Genomic DNA, 14996 nt, shown 5'->3' with positions numbered 1-14996 from the left:
GCGTCAAACGGCGGCCCGCGCGGCCTCCTCGACCTTCGCGCGGTAGGCCTCCCACCACGCGGCGTCCTGCTCGGGGAGGTTCGAGTTGTCCGAGCGCAGGCCGGCGGCGCCGTCCACCTGTTCGCGGATGATGTCGGCGTGGCCCGCGTGCCGGCAGGTCTCGGCGAGGACGTGGACGAGCATCCCGTGCAGCGTGACCGAGGACTTGCGCCACCACGGGACCTGCCCGACCGCCGACAGGTCGAGCGCTTCGATCGTCGCGTCGGCGTGCGCGCACACGCGCCGGTAGCGGTCGACGATCTCGGCGCGCGTCTCGTCGGCCGTGGCCCACATCTCGACGTTCGGCTCGGCGTCGTCGTCCCACCAGGTCAGCTCTTCGGGGAACGGCCGGTCGAAGCTCTTGCCGAAGTACCAGGCCTCGACGATCGTCAGGTGCTTGACCAGGCCGAGGAGGTTCGTGCCGGTCGGTGTCAGCGGCCGGCGGATGTCGTACTCGCCGAGACCGTCGAGCTTCCAGACGATCGCCTCGCGGGCATTACGGAGGTAGTCATGCAGAGTTTCCTTCACGCCCGCGATCATGCCGGAAGGCGCCGACGTTCGAGAACGCCCACTCGCGGTACGTCGTCCCCGGCCGCCCGGTCACCTCGACCACGGCCGGCTCCGGCTTCATCGGATGCTCGGCCATCATCCGGAATCCGTCCAGCAGCCACTGCGCCGTCTCGAGCCCGATCACCGGCGCCAGGCCGTCCAGGTACTCCTGCGGCGTGAGCTCCTCGAACCGCACCTCCCGCCCGATCGCCTCCGCGACAGCGGCGACCTGCTCCGGCGGTGTGAGCCCCTCAGGCCCGCTCATCGTGATCTTCTGCCCGTCGTACGCCGAGGACAGCAGCACCACCCGCGCCACCGCCGCGATGTCGGCGAGGTCGATCGGCGTCTGCACGGCGCCGGCGTACGGCGCGCGGACGACGGAGTCGGCCTTGATCGACGGAGCCCAGTCGAGCGTGTTGTTCATGAACTGCCCGGGCCGCAGGAACGTCCAGTCGAAGCCGGCTGCCTCGATCGCCCGCTCGATCCGGTAGTAGTGCCACGTCGACGGATCTCCCTGCGCCTCGTAGTCCGCGGGCTCCCCCGACAGCACGACGACCCGCCGCACGCCGGCGTCGCGCGCGCAACGGACGAAGTCGTCGACGTACGCCGGAAGCGGCGCCAGGTACACGGTGTCGATGCCTGCGAGCGCCGCGGGCAGCGTCTCGGGCTTGCCGAGATACCCGCGCGCGACCTCCACCTCCGGCGGCAGCGCGGCCCGGGCCGGCTGGTTGGTCAGCGCCCGCACCGGCGCACCGGCCGCGACCAGCTCGTCGACCAGCAGGCGCCCCACACTCGCGGTCGCACCCGTCACCAGGATGGTCATCCGGATCTCCCCTCACTCGAATTCTCGTATGGTATACGAGAATTGATCGGAGCGCCTATCGTAAGGCCGTGAGCGAGCGGCGGAGTGGCGAGGGGCAGCCGGACAAGACGCTGGCGTTGCTGTGGCGCAACCACCGCCAGCCGGCCGCCGGTGAGCTCCCCGACGGAGCGGCGCGCAAGCGGGGCGCGGGCCGGCGGCCGTCGCTGAACGTGGACGACGTCGTGCGCGCGGGCATCCAGCTCGCGGACGACCAAGGCCTGGCGGCCGCGTCGATGGGCGGGCTGGCCAAGGAGCTCGGCGTCGGCACGATGACGCTCTACACGTACGTGCCGTCGAAGGACGAGCTGCTCGACCTGATGGTCGACCAGGTGCTCGGCGAACGCGAATTGCCGGGCCCGGGTGCGGCGCGACCGGAGGACTGGCGGGAGCAGGTCGAGATCTACTCGGAGCAGACCCGTGCGATGTTCCAGCGGCACCTGTGGCTGTCACAGGTGTCGACGATCCGCCCGCCGGTCGGCCCGGGCATGCTGGCCGGCCGCGAGTACCTGCTGTCCGCGTTGCTCGGCCTCGGGCTCGGCGCGCTCGAGACCAACACGGCCGCGCTCGCCGTCACGACGTACGTCGACTCCGCGGCGAGTCTCGAGGCGGAGAGCCGGCTCGTCGAGCGCGCGACCGGCCAGACCAACGACGCCTGGTGGTACGAGCGGAACGACCTGTGGGAGACGTACTTCGACGTCGACCGGCATCCCGCGATGACCGCGATCTGGCACGCGGACGGCTACCAGTCGTCCACCCGGGAGGCCGCCGCCGACTCGTACCGGTACGGCCTGGACCGCCTCCTCGACGGCATCCAGTCCATGAAACCCCAATAGATCAAGGACTCCGGCTCAGCCGCGGACACCGGTGAGGATGTCCGCACCGACCGGGTTCAGCATGTGCCGCACGGAGCTGCCGATGCGGCGCGTCGTCACCAGGCCGGTGTCGTGCAGGACGCGCGCGTGCTCACTGGCCGAGGCGAGCGAGATGCCGGCACGGGCCGCGAGTTCGCTGGTCGAGCAGGCGCCACTCGAGATGCTCCGCAGCACGCGCGCCCTGGTCTTCCCGAGCAGATCGGCGACGGCGCCGTCACGGTCCACGCGACGCGTCACCACCGGGAAGGCCTCGTGCCGGACCGGGTACACCAGGACCGGCGGCAGCGCGGGATCGAGCAGCATCATCGGGTACTTCCAGCAGAAGAACGACGGCACCAGCCGCAGTCCGCGGCCGTTCAGGTGCAGGTCGCGGTCGATGTGCGGCAGGTCGACCGACAGCACCGGCGCGTCCCAGTGCAGCGTCGGGTGCAGCTGCGGGATCAGCGACTCGAGCCCGCCGTTCGCGACCGTGTCGTTGTGCTTGGCAACGGCCGGCTCGATCGCGGTCGTGATCATCGGCATCTGCGGCGCGATCTTGGTCCGGTGGAACGACTTCAGGCCCTGCACGAGCCGGTGCATCACGGCGGTCTCACCGGCCGCGAGCCGCCGGGTCCAGGCGGGCAGCCGGACGGTGTCGGACAACCGGCCAAGCTCGGACCGCAGCTGACCGGCCGGCGTGGCGGCGACGGCCGCCAGTCCCGCCTCGAGTCCCTCGCCCGCGGCCCGCGGTGTCAGGAAGTCCGGCGAGTACCCCACTGGCGGGGTCACTGCGAGCAACTCCTGCTCCAGGGCGCTCAGCCGGGCTCTCGCCCGCTCGCGCCAACTGCCGAATGTCTCCGGCTCGTCATCGGTCTGCAGGACGTGGAGACCCAGCAGGACCTCCCACAACGGATCGGGCTGCTGCGCGATCGTCGTCCTCGCCAGATCCGCACACTCGAAATGAACGCGGAACACCACGGTCTCCTCCCCCGAGGAATATCACCCGCCGTGGTCAACGGGCGACACTACGACACTAACAGTCGTGGGGGTCACCCGCTGTGACAGCCTGGCCCGGAATCCGAGCCCCAGCCGACAAGCTGCCGAAGCGCTCACCGGCCCCGCCGCGCGCGGCAACATCGGGGGTTCACCACTGCCGTTGCCCCTTCGCCCCTGGTGTGCCAGGAGCGAAGGGACAACCCGAGGGGTGAACCCCTCAAACTCGGTGGGCGGCGCGGCCGGGGCGACCGTGCCGCCACGGCAGGTGGGGGGCGCCTCCACGGCGTTCTCTTACTCCCACTCGATGGTGCCCGGGGGCTTGCTGGTGACGTCGAGGGTGACGCGGTTGACCTCGTCGACCTCGTTGGTGATCCGGGTCGAGATCCGCTCGATCACGTCGTACGGCAGGCGGGCCCAGTCGGCGGTCATCGCGTCCTCGCTGGTGACCGGGCGCAGGACGACCGGGTGACCGTACGTCCGGCCGTCGCCCTGGACGCCGACCGACCGGACGTCGGCGAGCAGAACCACCGGGAACTGCCAGATGTCGCGGTCCAGCCCGGCCGCGGTGAGCTCGGTGCGGGCGATCAGGTCCGCGGCGCGGAGGATGTCCAGCCGCTCGCGGGTCACCTCGCCGATGATCCGGATGCTCAGGCCGGGCCCCGGGAACGGGTGCCGGTAGACCATCGTCTCCGGCAGGCCGAGCGCCAGGCCGAGCTCGCGGACCTCGTCCTTGAACAGCGTTCGCAGCGGCTCGATCAGGCTGAACTGCAGGTCGTCCGGCAGGCCGCCGACGTTGTGGTGGGACTTGATGTTCGCCGCGCCCGCGCCGCCGCCGGACTCGACCACGTCCGGATACAGCGTGCCCTGGACGAGGAACTCGATGTGCCGCTCGGCGTCCACCTTGCGCGCGGTCGCCTCGAAGGTCCGGATGAACTCCCGGCCGACGATCTTCCGCTTCTGCTCCGGGTCCGTCACGCCGGCCAGCGCGGTCAGGAACTGCTCCTCGGCGTCGACCGCCTCCAGCCGGATCCCGGTCGCGGCGACGAAGTCCTTCTCGATCTGCTCCGACTCCCCGGCCCGCTGCAGGCCGTGGTCGACGTACACACACGTCAGCTGGTCGCCGATCGCCCGGTGCACCAGGGCCGCCGCGACCGCGGAGTCGACACCGCCGGACAGCGCGCACAGCACCTGCTTGTCGCCGACCTGCTGCCGGATCAGCTCGACCTGCTCCTCGACGACGTTGGTCGTCGTCCAGTCGCCCTTGCAGCCGGCGATCTCGTACAGGAAGTGCTCGAGCACGGCCTGCCCGGCCTGCGAGTGCAGGACCTCCGGGTGCCACTGGACACCGGCGAGCCGCCGGTCCAGGTCCTCGAACGCGGCCACCGGCGCACCCTCGGAGGCGGCGAGCACCGCGAACCCGGCGGGCGGCGCGTGCACCGCGTCACCGTGCGACATCCACACGTTCAGGTCCTCGGGGATGCCGGCCAGCAGCGTGCCGGCCGCGCTCACCGTGACCGGCGTCCGGCCGAACTCGCGCAGCCCGGTCCGCCGGACGTCGCCGCCGAGCGTCTGCGCCATCGCCTGGAACCCGTAGCAGATCCCGAACGCCGGGACGCCGGCCTCGAACAGCCCGGACTCGACCCGCGGCGCGCCCTCGGCGTACACCGACTGCGGGCCGCCGGACAGGATGATCGCCTTCGGCTGCTTGGCCAGCATCTCCTCGACCGGCATCGAGTGCGGCACGATCTCGGAGTACACCTTCGCCTCGCGCACCCGGCGGGCGATCAGCTGCGCATACTGCGCGCCGAAGTCGACGACCAGGACCAACTCGTGCTGCGGGATTTCGTGGGCCACGCGCAAAGCCTATCGGTGCAGGTCAGCAGGGCTGTAATCCGCCGAACGCCGAGGCGCCGGCAGCGGGTCGTTGGTGACGTCCAGGCCCGGGAACCGGCGCCGCATCGCGGCCTCGTGACGGGCGGCCGCGGCCGGTTCGCCGATATAGTCCGCGATCTGGTGCGGTCCGAACCAGAGCCGCACCCGGCGGCGCGATGGGAAGCTCACGAGAGGTGACGCTAGGGCCGCGAGTTGTCCTCGGTGTTACCGCGCGTTACAACCCGGAGACGCTTCGGCGCCCGGAACGAGAGCAGGTCGATCAGCGGCGGCTCCTCCACCGGCCGGACGCCGGCCAGCAGCTCGCCGGCGCTCTCCAGGGCGACCCGCGTCTCCATCCGCGCCAGGCCCGCGCCCAGGCAGCGGTGGATCCCGATCCCGAACGCGAGATCCGCCGGGCCGCCGTGGCCGCTCAGCCCGAGCAGCACCGGCGCTCCCGCCGGCAGGTCCACGTCGCCGAGGGTCGTCGGCTCAGCAGTGATCCGCCGCCAGGTCGGGACCGAGGACGAATCCCGCAGCACACACTCGACCAGCTCCGCCGGCTCGGCAGCGCGGTCGGCCTCTCCCAGCACGCGGTGGAAAGCAGCGGAGATGAGTTGGGTGGTGGTCTCCTGACCGGCGATCAGCAGGAAGTAGCCGACCGCACAGACCTCCTCGTCGGTCAGCCCCAGCCCGACCAGCGCACCGAACAGATCGTCGGCCGGCGCCTGCCGCGCGGCTGTCGTCCGCGAGCGCAGCCACGCATAGAACTCGGCCGCGCTGTGAGCCAGCTCCAGCTGCCGGTCCTCGTCGGGCCATCCCCAGAACAGTTCCAGCGAGTCCAGGCTCCACGCCTTCAACGCTGGTACGTCGACATCCGTCAGGCCGAGCAACCGCAGTACGACGAGGGCGGGCGGCTCGGCAGCGATCGCCTGGACCAGATCCACCTCCCGCCCGCTCGCGAGCTCCGCAGCTGCCGCCGCGACCCGCACGGCGTTGAGCTCCCGGGTGAACGGCTCGGCCGCCGCCACCCGCGCCGGGCTGAAGAACCGGGCGACAGCGGCACGGATCGGCCGGTGCGACTCCCCCGCGTTGTTCGCCAGCGTCGGCGGCAGCGCGAACCCCACCGCGGACAGCACCCGCAACGCCTTCACCGCCAGCGGAGTGTGTGCGAGGACGGCGTTGTCCGGGCGGAACGTCCGCGGATCGAGCAGGACGTCGCGCGCCTGCGCCGGATCGTCGACGACCCAGTACCCGAGCTGCTCGTCGTACCGCGCCGGACAGCCGGTCACTCGAACCATCCCGGCGCGGCGGCGACGAACTCCTCCTGGCTCAGTGATCCCGCCCCGGCGGGGATCCGCCCGAGCACCGGGACCCCGGTCGTCGCCGGCAGGTCCTCCAGGTTGCACTCCTCGGCGAGATCGGGCTGCTCCGGCAACGACCCGATCACCAGCCCGTCGATCGGCAGGCCCCGGGACCGCAAGGCCTCGACGGTCAGCCCCGCATGGTTCAGCGTGCCCAGACCCGCCCTCGCCACCACCACGAATCCGAACGGCGACGTCAGGTGCCCGGCCAGGTCCGCAAGGTTGTTGCCTTCGGCATCCAAACCGACGAGGATGCCGCCCGCGCCCTCCACCAGCACCGTGTCGTTCGTCCGGGCCAGCTCGTCGATCGCCCGTGCGTGCGCCACCACCGGTGGCAGCCTGACGCCCTCCCGCCGGGCCGCGGTCGTCGGCGCCAACGGATCCCGCAACCGGACGCCCTCGTGCAGCTTGGTCAGCCCGCTCAGCCGGTGCACGTCGTCCAGGTCCCCCGGCTCGTCCGGCCCGACGCCGGTCTGCGCGGGCTTGACGACGGCAACCGAACCGGTCGCCCGGACAGCGAGGGCCGCGGTGGTGATGGTCTTCCCGACGCCGGTATCGGTGCCGGTGACAAGCAGGATCCGGGTCACCCGCCCGAGTCTAGGCGCGGCGCCCGGCGGCCCGGCTAGGTCCCTCGGGAGACCCTGGAGCGCCGCGGCCGCCTGTCACGCATGGTGGCGGCGTCGCTACGTCCTGCGGAGACACGATGGGGCCGTCGATCAAGACCATGGCGAGGCAGGAATCATCGCCGCGTTGGTGGTGCCCGCCCCGCATACCTCAGCCGACGCCGGGGTCAGGACGCTTCGGCGATTGCGGCGGTGACCACCGTGGAGGCTCTGTCCAGGTCGGCGGTGGTCAGGCCGGCGTGGGCGGTGAGGCGGAGGCGGGAGATGCCGTCGGGGACGGATGGGGGGCGGAAGCTGCCGACTCGTACCCCGGCGGCCAGGCAGGCCTCCGCCGCGTGGACGGTTTCGCGTGGGCCTGGCATGGGAACGGAGACGACCGCGCCTCGGGGTTGCGGGACTGCGCAGGCGGTGGCCAGTTGGGCTGCGGCTGCGTGGATTGCGGCGGGGCGGTCAGGCTCGGCTTGCAGGATCTGCAGGGCTGCCAGCGCGGCGGCGCAGGCGGCCGGGTTGAGCCCGGTGTCGTAGATGAACGGGCGGGCCCGGTTGACGAGGTGCTCGCGGAGGAGGGACGGCCCGAGGACCACTCCGCCCTGCGAGGCCAGGGACTTGGACAGCGTCATCGTGACGACGACATGCTCGAGACCGGCGAGGCCGGCCGCGTGGACGGATCCGTGACCGTTGCCGGTGACACCCAAACCGTGGGCCTCGTCGACCAGCAGTACGGCGTCGTGGGACTTGGTGATCGCGGCGAGTTCGGGCAGCGGTGCCTCGTCGCTGAGGACGCTGAAGACCGACTCGGTCATCACCAGCGCGCGCGGTTCGTTGCGCTCGGCAAGCACCTTCTCGACGGCGTCCACGTCGTTGTGCGGGACGATCTCGACGCGGGATCGGGCCAGGCGGCAGGCGTCGACGAGGGACGCGTGGACGTGTTCGTCGGAGACCAGGAGCGTGCCCGGGCCGCCGAGCGCGGTGACCACGCCGAGGTTGGCCAGATACCCGGACGAGAACACGAGCGCCGACTCCTGCCCGGCGTACACCGCCAGCGCGGACTCGAGCTGCTCGTGGAGTTCCGTCGTACCGGTGACGAGGCGGGACGCCGTCGCGCCCGTGCCCCACGTCCGTACGGCGTCCGCGGCGGCCGCCACCACCCGCGGATCGCGAGCCAGGCCGAGGTAGTCGTTGCCTGCGAGGTCGATCAGGTCGGCGTCCGCGGCGCGGGCGTGCAGACGCCGGGTCAGGCCGCGGGCCTCCAGCGCGGCTGCCTTCGGGGCGAGCCAGTCCTCCAGCATCAGCCGGCCTCCCCGACGGCACCCGTGATCGCCGCGCCGATGGCGGCGATGTCGTCGTCGGTGCAGACGTACGGCGGCATCGTGTAGACGAGATCGCGGAACGGGCGCACCCACACGCCCCGCCGCAACGCCGCCTCGGTCATCCGCGGCAGATCCACCGGCCCGCCGAGCTGCACCACGCCGACAGCCCCGAGCACCCGCACGTCCTTCACGGCAGGCAGCTCCCGCGCCGGGGCCAGCCCCGCAGACAAACCGGCCGAGATCCGGTCCACTCGTGCGGCCCAGTCCTGGGAGAGCAGCAAGTCGATCGACGCCAGGGCAACCGCGCAGGCGAGCGGGTTGGCCATGAACGTCGGACCGTGCATCAACGCACCACCTGGCCCGTTCGACACCGTGCGCGCGACGTCCGTCGTACACAGCATCGCCGCCAGCGTCAGATACCCGCCGGTCAGTGCCTTGCCGACGCACAGGATGTCGGGGTCGACGCCCGCGTGCTCCGACGCGAACATCGTGCCGGTGCGGCCGAACCCGGTGGCGATCTCGTCGAAGATCAGCAGGAAACCGTGGCGGTCGGCGATCTCGCGGAGAACGCGCAGGCAGGCCGGGCTGTACGGGTACATGCCGCCGGCGCCCTGCAGAACCGGCTCGACGACGATGCCCGCGACCTCACCGGAATGCTGCTCGGCCAGCGCCGCCAGCGCGTCGGCCCAGGACCGCAGCTCCGGGTCGTCGTCCGGGCGGTCGAAGCCGGCGGGTGGTTGCGGGCCGAAGACTTGCTCCTTGAGGGCGCCGGTGAACAGCGAGTGCATGCCGTTGACCGGGTCGCAGACGCTCATCGGCGCGAACGTGTCGCCGTGGTACCCGCCGCGCACCGTCAGCATCCGGGTCCGGCCGTGGTTGCCGCGCGCAACCTGGTACTGCAGGGCGAGCTTGATCGCCACCTCGACCGAGACCGATCCCGAGTCGCAGAAGAACACGTGCCGCAGCGGCTCCGGCGTGATCTCGATCAGCCGGTCCGCCAGCCGGATCGCCGGTTCGTGGGTCAGCCCACCGAACATCACGTGGCTGAACTCGTCGACCTGGCGCTTCAGCGCCGCGTCCAGCACCGGGTTCCGGTAGCCGTGGATCATGCACCACCACGACGCCATCGCGTCGATCGCCTCGACAGTCCCGCCCACGCCGTCGTCCAGCTGCAACCGCACGCCGGACGCGCCCCGCACCATCCGCACCGGCGACGGCTCGGTCAGCGAGGAGTACGGATGCCAGAGCACCTCCGCGTCCCGCTGTCGCCACGCATTGACCGACTGTGACACCGTCCTCCTCCGTCCAAGGGATTCCCAACGGTAATCGCTTCTCCTACGCGCGCGACCCGCAGGTGGGCCCGATGTGATCAGTACCTCGCGCGCCGCTAGAAGGCGGTCCCCGCCTTGGCGATGTGCAAGGTGACGGCCACTGGGTCGAGGCGGGGCTTCGCCAGCGTCATCAAGGCCCTGGCGCCGTCGACGGACTCGTCGCGGATCCATTGGACCGGGGCGGACAGGCCGAAGCGTTCGACGGAGCTGGTGGCCTCGAGGAAGTCGCGGGATTCGGTGACCGACCAGATGCGTTCGCGCTCCCAGGTGATCGCGTCGGCGGCGCGGGGTGGTTGCTGCCAGTCGGGGTCGCGCTCGTTGCCGTAGATCAGCCGGCCGTCGGGTCGCAGTACGCCGACGCGGTCCGCCCAGTCGCTCTCATCGATCAGCTCGGCCGCGCGCAGTACACCCGCGTACCCGGCGTCGTGGCGGGCCTGCGTGACGAGGCGGCCGAAGCCGAAGTCCTCCAGGGCGCGGATGTGGCGCTGCAGTACGCCGAGGCGGCTGACGGCCTCGTGGACGGCGACGAGGGCGACCTCGACCTGGTAGCCGGCCGCCTTGAACGCGCGGGCCGATGCCGCGAACGCCTCCGGGTCGGCCAGTTCGGTCTCGACGACGACGTCGTACCGCTGCTCGGCGACCAGTTCCTCGGCGCGGGCCAGCCAGCGGAGGCCGTCGGTCTCGACGTACCGGTCGGCGGTGGAGGGCTCGTCGCTGATGGGTTCGGACAGCCGCGGGTGGTACGCCTCGAGGGCGAAGCTGCTCAGCACGACCGGCCGGCCGCGGCGCCCCAGCACGGCCTTCACGAGCGCGGTGATCGAGGCCTTGCCGTCGCCGGGCTGACCGGCGACGAAGACCACCACCGGATCGTCCTGCGGGATGCCGGTGAGCCGGTCGGGGACGATCCGCTCGCGGAAGACGCGCTCGCTGTCCGCCTCGCTCAGCACGAACTCGCGCGGCCGGAAGCCGCTCGGCGAGAAGCCGCTCGGTACGAACCGGTCCTGCTCAGTCACCTCGGCCATCCTGCCCGCCCGGCTCCTCCTCGGCCTCGTCGTCCCGCTCGCCGGCGCCCTCATCGTCGTCTTCGTCCTCGTCGTCGACGCTGAGCAGGTTGTCGGCGTCGACGCGAACCCGGCTGACGGCGCGGGTGTCGAGCGGGTCGAGCTGCTCGCCGCGGGCCGCCCAGGCGGCCTGCTCGGCGCGCAACGCCGCGATCACGTCCTGATCGGGTTCGTCGGCGGCCTCGGCCTCGGCGATCCGCTGGGCGCAGGCCCCGATCGCCTGCCGGACCGCTTCGAGCGCGATCTCGTACCCGAAGATCTGCGCGGTCGTCCACTTCGCCCTACCCAGCGCCGGAAGCACAGTCAGGTTGGCGAGATTACCCACAGATAAACGATATCCGACGCCTCGGGTCAGCCCGACGGCGGCCGCCGGGACTCAGACGCCGTTCTGGTTCTGCCCCCTCTTCCTGCGGTTCCGGAAGTCGCCGGTGACCTGGCCCCGCGGGTTCCGGACCAGTCCGTCGTCACCGAGACCGCCGACCTGCGTGGCCCGCCTCGCCTGACCGCCCGACACAGTGCCGCCGTTCGTCACCGCTCGCCGAGTCTCGGCCCGCTTCTGTCCCCACTTGCCCATTACGATCACATCCCCAGGATCGATGGAATGCGCGACTCTACGAGCGTGCAGGAGCAAACGGGCGTTCGAATCAGCCCGCGGTCAGCACACCGTGGACGGAGCATCGCGCCGACCAGCCCATCGGGTGGACCTGGACGACCATCCGGCGGCGGCAGGTCCCGCAGTACCTCGGAGGTTCCAGGGCCAGCGCCTGGCGGCAGTCCTCGTGACTGCCGTCGGCGAGCTCGCGGCCGCAGCGGCCGCAGTACGTCTCGGTCACAGCGTCTTCTGGAGTTCCTTGACCGGCATCTTCAGCTCGGCGAGCAGGTCCAGGTCGGCGGTCGCCGGGCGCCCGAGGGTGGTCAGGTAGTTCCCGACGATGACCGCGTTGATGCCGCCGAGCAGGCCCTCGCGGGTGCCGAGATCGCCGAGGGTCAGCTCCCGGCCGCCGGCGTACCGCAGGACCGTCCGCGGCATCGCCAGCCGGAACGCGGCGATGGTGCGCAGCGCGTCCTTGCCGTCCATCACGTCCAGGTCGCCGAACGGCGTCCCCGGCCGCGGGTTGAGGAAGTTCAGCGGCACCTCGTGCGGGTCGAGCTCGGCGAGCTGGGCCGCGAGCTCGGCGCGCTGCTCCAGCGACTCGCCCATGCCGACCAGGCCGCCGCAGCACAGCTCCATGCCGGAGTCGCGCACCATCAGGCAGGTCTCCCAGCGCTCTTCGAAGGAGTGCGTGGTGACGACGTCGCCGAAGTACGAGCGGGCCGACTCGAGGTTGTGGTTGTAGCGGTGCACGCCCCACGACTTCAGCTCGTCGACCTGAGCCTGGGTCAGCATCCCGAGCGAGCAGGCGATGTTGATGTCGACCTCGGCGTTGATCGCGTCGATCCCGGCCTTCACCTGCGACATCAGCCGCTCGTCCGGCCCCCGGACCGCGGCCACGATGCAGAACTCGGTGGCGCCGGTCTTCGCGGTCTCCTTGGCGGCCTCGACGAGCTCGGGGATGTTCAGCCAGACCGCCCGCACCGGCGAGGTGAACTGGCCGGACTGCGAGCAGAAGTGGCAGTCCTCGGGGCAGCCGCCGGTCTTCAGCGAGATGATCCCCTCGACCTCGACCTCCTCGCCGCACCACTTCACCCGGACGTCGTGGGCGAGCGCGAGCAGCTCGGGCAGCCGGTCGTCGGGGGTCCGGAGAACCTCGACCAGCTGTTCCTGGCTCAGCCCGATGCCCTGCTCCAGAACCTGCCCACGTGCCACGTCCAGGATGTCGCTCATCATTCTCCTGCCTCAACTCAACGGTCCGGGCTCACAGTAGGTCAGAGGGGTACGCCGGGGCTGCGGCGGGCGTCACGTGGAACAGATGCCCCCGGAGTGCCTCATCGCCACTCTCCGCACTCTCCCGGAAAAGTTTCTGGATTTTTCTGGGAAACCTCGTAACCCCCTGTAGAAGGGCTCGTTGATGTGTACGAAGGCGGTTACCGCAAGGAAGACCGCCACCTGATTACCAAGAGCGACAAGGCCGATCATTACGATCAGCACGCAGAGTGGTCACAAGGCCTGAAGCTCGCGGAAATCGGATGTAAGGTAGTGACCAAGAGCTCGGGTCGCCAGCTGTGGTTGGTGACCCGATCCCAAAGCGCCGGGCGCCTCACCCCGGCTTGAGTGGGTCCCTCGGGAAACGATTTGGGCGGAAACGTTCCCGAGGGACCTGCTCCCTTTTCCGGACCTTTTCACAAAGCCTCAGCAACCTACTGCTGAGGCTTTTTCATTTGCTTCTTTTCGCACCGCTTTGTTACGGCTCCGTCACAGCCTGCTTCGGGAAGATCGGCAACCGCAGCGCCCCCGGAGCCTCGGCCGGTACGACGGGGTGCGCCGGCTTCACCGGTTGGACGCGTTCGTACGCCGATCCGGCCGCCGGACGCGGATCCGCCTCGCCCTTGTTCGGCCAGAACGACAGGGCCCGCTCGGCCTGGGCGGTGATCGTCAGGGACGGGTTGACGCCGAGGTTCGCGGAGATCGTCGAGCCGTCGACGATGTGCAGGCCGTCGTACCCGTAGACGCGGTGGTACGGATCCACGACGCCCGACGCCGGTGAGTCGCCGATCGCGCAGCCGCCGATGAAGTGCGCCGTCATCGGCACGTTGAACGGCTCGCCGATCGTGCCGCCCGGCGTACCGTTCATCAGCCGCGCCATCCGCCGGACCACCTGGTTCGCGACCGGGATCCAGGACGGGTTCGGCGCGCCGTGGCCCTGCTTCGACGTCAGCCGCCAGCGGCCCAGCCGGTCGCGCTTGCCGAACGTCGTGATCGAGTTGTCCGCGGTCTGCATCACCAGCGCGATCACGGTGCGCTCGGACCAGTGCTTCAGGTCGTACAGCCAGCGGATGTTCTTCCGCTGCACGCCGAGCTCGCGCAACCAGGTCCGCCAGCGCGGCTTGTCCCCGTCGCCGTCGGTCAGCACGGTCTGCAGCAGCGACATCGCGTTGCTGCCCTTCCCGTACCGCACGGGCTCGATGTGGGTGATCTCGTCGGGGTGGAACGACGACGTGATCGCGACGCCGTAGCTGTAGTCGACGTCGCGGTCGCGGGAGATCGCGCCGAGCAGCGACTCCGAGTTCGTCCGGGTGAGGACGCCGAGCCGGTCCGACAGCCGGGGCAGCTTGCCCTCGTCACGGAGCCGGTGCAGCAGCTTCGCGGTCCCGAGGGCCGAGGCCGCGAACACGACCTGCTGCGCGGTGAACCGGCGGGTGGCCTTCTTGTTCGACGTCCGCCGGGTGTCGATCGCGTATCCGCCGCCGGTTTCTTCGGGGAGCGGCTCGACCGACGTGACCGTGGTCAGCGAGTACACCTCCGCGCCGGCCTTCTCCGCCAGGTACAGGTAGTTCTTGGTCAGCGTGTTCTTCGCGTTGTGCCGGCAGCCCGTCATGCACTCGCCGCAGTTGATGCAGCCGGTACGGCGGGGGCCCGCGCCGCCGAAGTACGGGTCGTCGACCTCCACGCCGGGCTCACCGAAGAAGACACCGACCGGTGTCGCGCGGAACGTCTCGCCGACCCCCATGTCCTCGGCGACCTGCTTCATCACCTTGTCGGCCGGTGTGAACCCCGGGTACGTCGTCACGCCCAGCATCCGCTTCGCCTGGTCGTAGTACGGCGCCAGCTCGGACCGCCAGTCGGTGATGTGCGCCCACTGCCGGTCGGCGTAGAACGCGGGCAGGGGCTCGTACAGCGTGTTCGCGTAGTTGAGGCTGCCGCCGCCGACCCCGGCGCCGGACAGGATGATCACGTCGCGCAAAGCGCTGATCCGCTGGATGCCGTACATGCCGAGCTTCGGGGCGAACAGGAACCGCTTGCCGTCCCACGAGTTCTTCGCGAAGGCGGCGTCCTCGAACCGCGCCCCGGCCTCCAGGACGGCGACCCGGTACCCCTTCTCGGTCAGCCGCAGCGCCGACACCGACCCACCGAAGCCGGACCCGATGATCACGACGTCGTAATCGAAGGTCATGGGGCCTCCCGGTCTGGACTGAGGAGCGGAGGGAGCGAAGCGACCGGAGCGACGAGGGAAGACCGGGAGTCACAGCCCCATGACCCGCC

The 14996-nt window shown here is 70.7% G+C and carries 16 protein-coding genes; 1 reads left to right on the top strand and 15 read right to left on the bottom strand.

Translation table 11 applies throughout. The features are described from left to right. Positions 1–3 precede the first annotated feature (3 nt). Together AB0L64_RS23930 and AB0L64_RS23925 are read right to left on the bottom strand one after the other, a co-directional pair. Entirely contained in the window at positions 4–567 is a 564-nt protein-coding gene (locus tag AB0L64_RS23930) for a DinB family protein (RefSeq protein WP_363713286.1), read from the bottom strand. After that, a complete protein-coding gene (locus AB0L64_RS23925; RefSeq protein ID WP_363713284.1) occupies positions 548–1411 on the bottom strand; it encodes an NAD(P)H-binding protein in 864 nt (287 codons plus the stop codon). Before AB0L64_RS23925 ends, AB0L64_RS23930 begins: the two co-directional genes overlap by 20 nt. Positions 1412–1479: 68 nt before the next feature. Here AB0L64_RS23925 and AB0L64_RS23920 point away from each other — a divergent pair, with 68 nt between their 5' ends. Further along, positions 1480–2283: a TetR/AcrR family transcriptional regulator gene (locus tag AB0L64_RS23920; RefSeq protein WP_363713282.1), complete on the top strand. Its 804-nt coding sequence runs from the start codon at positions 1480–1482 to the stop codon at positions 2281–2283. A gap of 15 nt (positions 2284–2298) precedes the next feature. Here the strand turns inward: AB0L64_RS23920 and AB0L64_RS23915 are convergent, their stop codons facing one another. The 13 genes from AB0L64_RS23915 to AB0L64_RS23855 form a co-directional block, all read right to left on the bottom strand. After that, a complete protein-coding gene (locus tag AB0L64_RS23915; protein ID WP_363713280.1) occupies positions 2299–3276 on the bottom strand; it encodes a winged helix-turn-helix domain-containing protein in 978 nt (325 codons plus the stop codon). 312 nt (positions 3277–3588) lie between these two features. Then, entirely contained in the window at positions 3589–5139 is a 1551-nt protein-coding gene (guaA, locus tag AB0L64_RS23910; RefSeq protein WP_363713509.1) for a glutamine-hydrolyzing GMP synthase, read from the bottom strand. A gap of 21 nt (positions 5140–5160) precedes the next feature. Continuing rightward, positions 5161–5358: a hypothetical protein gene (locus AB0L64_RS23905; protein ID WP_355699556.1), complete on the bottom strand. Its 198-nt coding sequence runs from the start codon at positions 5356–5358 to the stop codon at positions 5161–5163. An 11-nt stretch (positions 5359–5369) separates the two neighbouring features. Beyond that, a complete protein-coding gene (locus tag AB0L64_RS23900) occupies positions 5370–6458 on the bottom strand; it encodes a hypothetical protein (RefSeq protein WP_363713277.1) in 1089 nt (362 codons plus the stop codon). Beyond that, positions 6455–7117 carry a dethiobiotin synthase gene (bioD, locus tag AB0L64_RS23895; protein WP_363713275.1) on the bottom strand — a complete coding sequence of 221 codons (663 nt, stop codon included), beginning with the start codon at positions 7115–7117 and terminating at the stop codon, positions 6455–6457. The genes AB0L64_RS23900 and bioD overlap by 4 nt, the downstream gene beginning before the upstream one ends. Positions 7118–7320: 203 nt before the next feature. Beyond that, positions 7321–8442 (bottom strand): 8-amino-7-oxononanoate synthase, encoded by a 1122-nt coding sequence (locus AB0L64_RS23890; protein WP_363713273.1) that lies wholly within the window; start codon positions 8440–8442, stop codon positions 7321–7323. After that, positions 8442–9755 (bottom strand): adenosylmethionine--8-amino-7-oxononanoate transaminase, encoded by a 1314-nt coding sequence (locus AB0L64_RS23885; RefSeq protein WP_363713271.1) that lies wholly within the window; start codon positions 9753–9755, stop codon positions 8442–8444. The genes AB0L64_RS23890 and AB0L64_RS23885 overlap by 1 nt, the downstream gene beginning before the upstream one ends. Before the next feature lie 95 nt (positions 9756–9850). Further along, complete coding sequence (locus AB0L64_RS23880; protein ID WP_363713269.1) at positions 9851–10807, bottom strand: zeta toxin family protein; 957 nt, start codon at positions 10805–10807, stop codon at positions 9851–9853. Beyond that, positions 10800–11180, bottom strand: coding sequence for a hypothetical protein (locus AB0L64_RS23875; protein ID WP_363713267.1), 381 nt, complete (start codon positions 11178–11180; stop codon positions 10800–10802). Before AB0L64_RS23875 ends, AB0L64_RS23880 begins: the two co-directional genes overlap by 8 nt. A 51-nt stretch (positions 11181–11231) precedes the next feature. Continuing rightward, a complete protein-coding gene (locus AB0L64_RS23870; protein ID WP_363713265.1) occupies positions 11232–11429 on the bottom strand; it encodes a hypothetical protein in 198 nt (65 codons plus the stop codon). 70 nt (positions 11430–11499) lie between these two features. After that, positions 11500–11688: a hypothetical protein gene (locus tag AB0L64_RS23865; protein WP_359927565.1), complete on the bottom strand. Its 189-nt coding sequence runs from the start codon at positions 11686–11688 to the stop codon at positions 11500–11502. Next, positions 11685–12680 carry a biotin synthase BioB gene (gene bioB, locus AB0L64_RS23860; RefSeq protein ID WP_363713264.1) on the bottom strand — a complete coding sequence of 332 codons (996 nt, stop codon included), beginning with the start codon at positions 12678–12680 and terminating at the stop codon, positions 11685–11687. The genes AB0L64_RS23865 and bioB overlap by 4 nt, the downstream gene beginning before the upstream one ends. 517 nt (positions 12681–13197) lie before the next feature. Beyond that, positions 13198–14907, bottom strand: coding sequence for a GMC family oxidoreductase (locus AB0L64_RS23855; protein ID WP_363713263.1), 1710 nt, complete (start codon positions 14905–14907; stop codon positions 13198–13200). Positions 14908–14996 lie beyond the last annotated feature (89 nt).

This window comes from Kribbella sp. NPDC051936, assembly GCF_040680955.1.
Classification (GTDB): domain Bacteria; phylum Actinomycetota; class Actinomycetes; order Propionibacteriales; family Kribbellaceae; genus Kribbella.
This window is presented reverse-complemented; position numbering and strand designations above follow the sequence as displayed.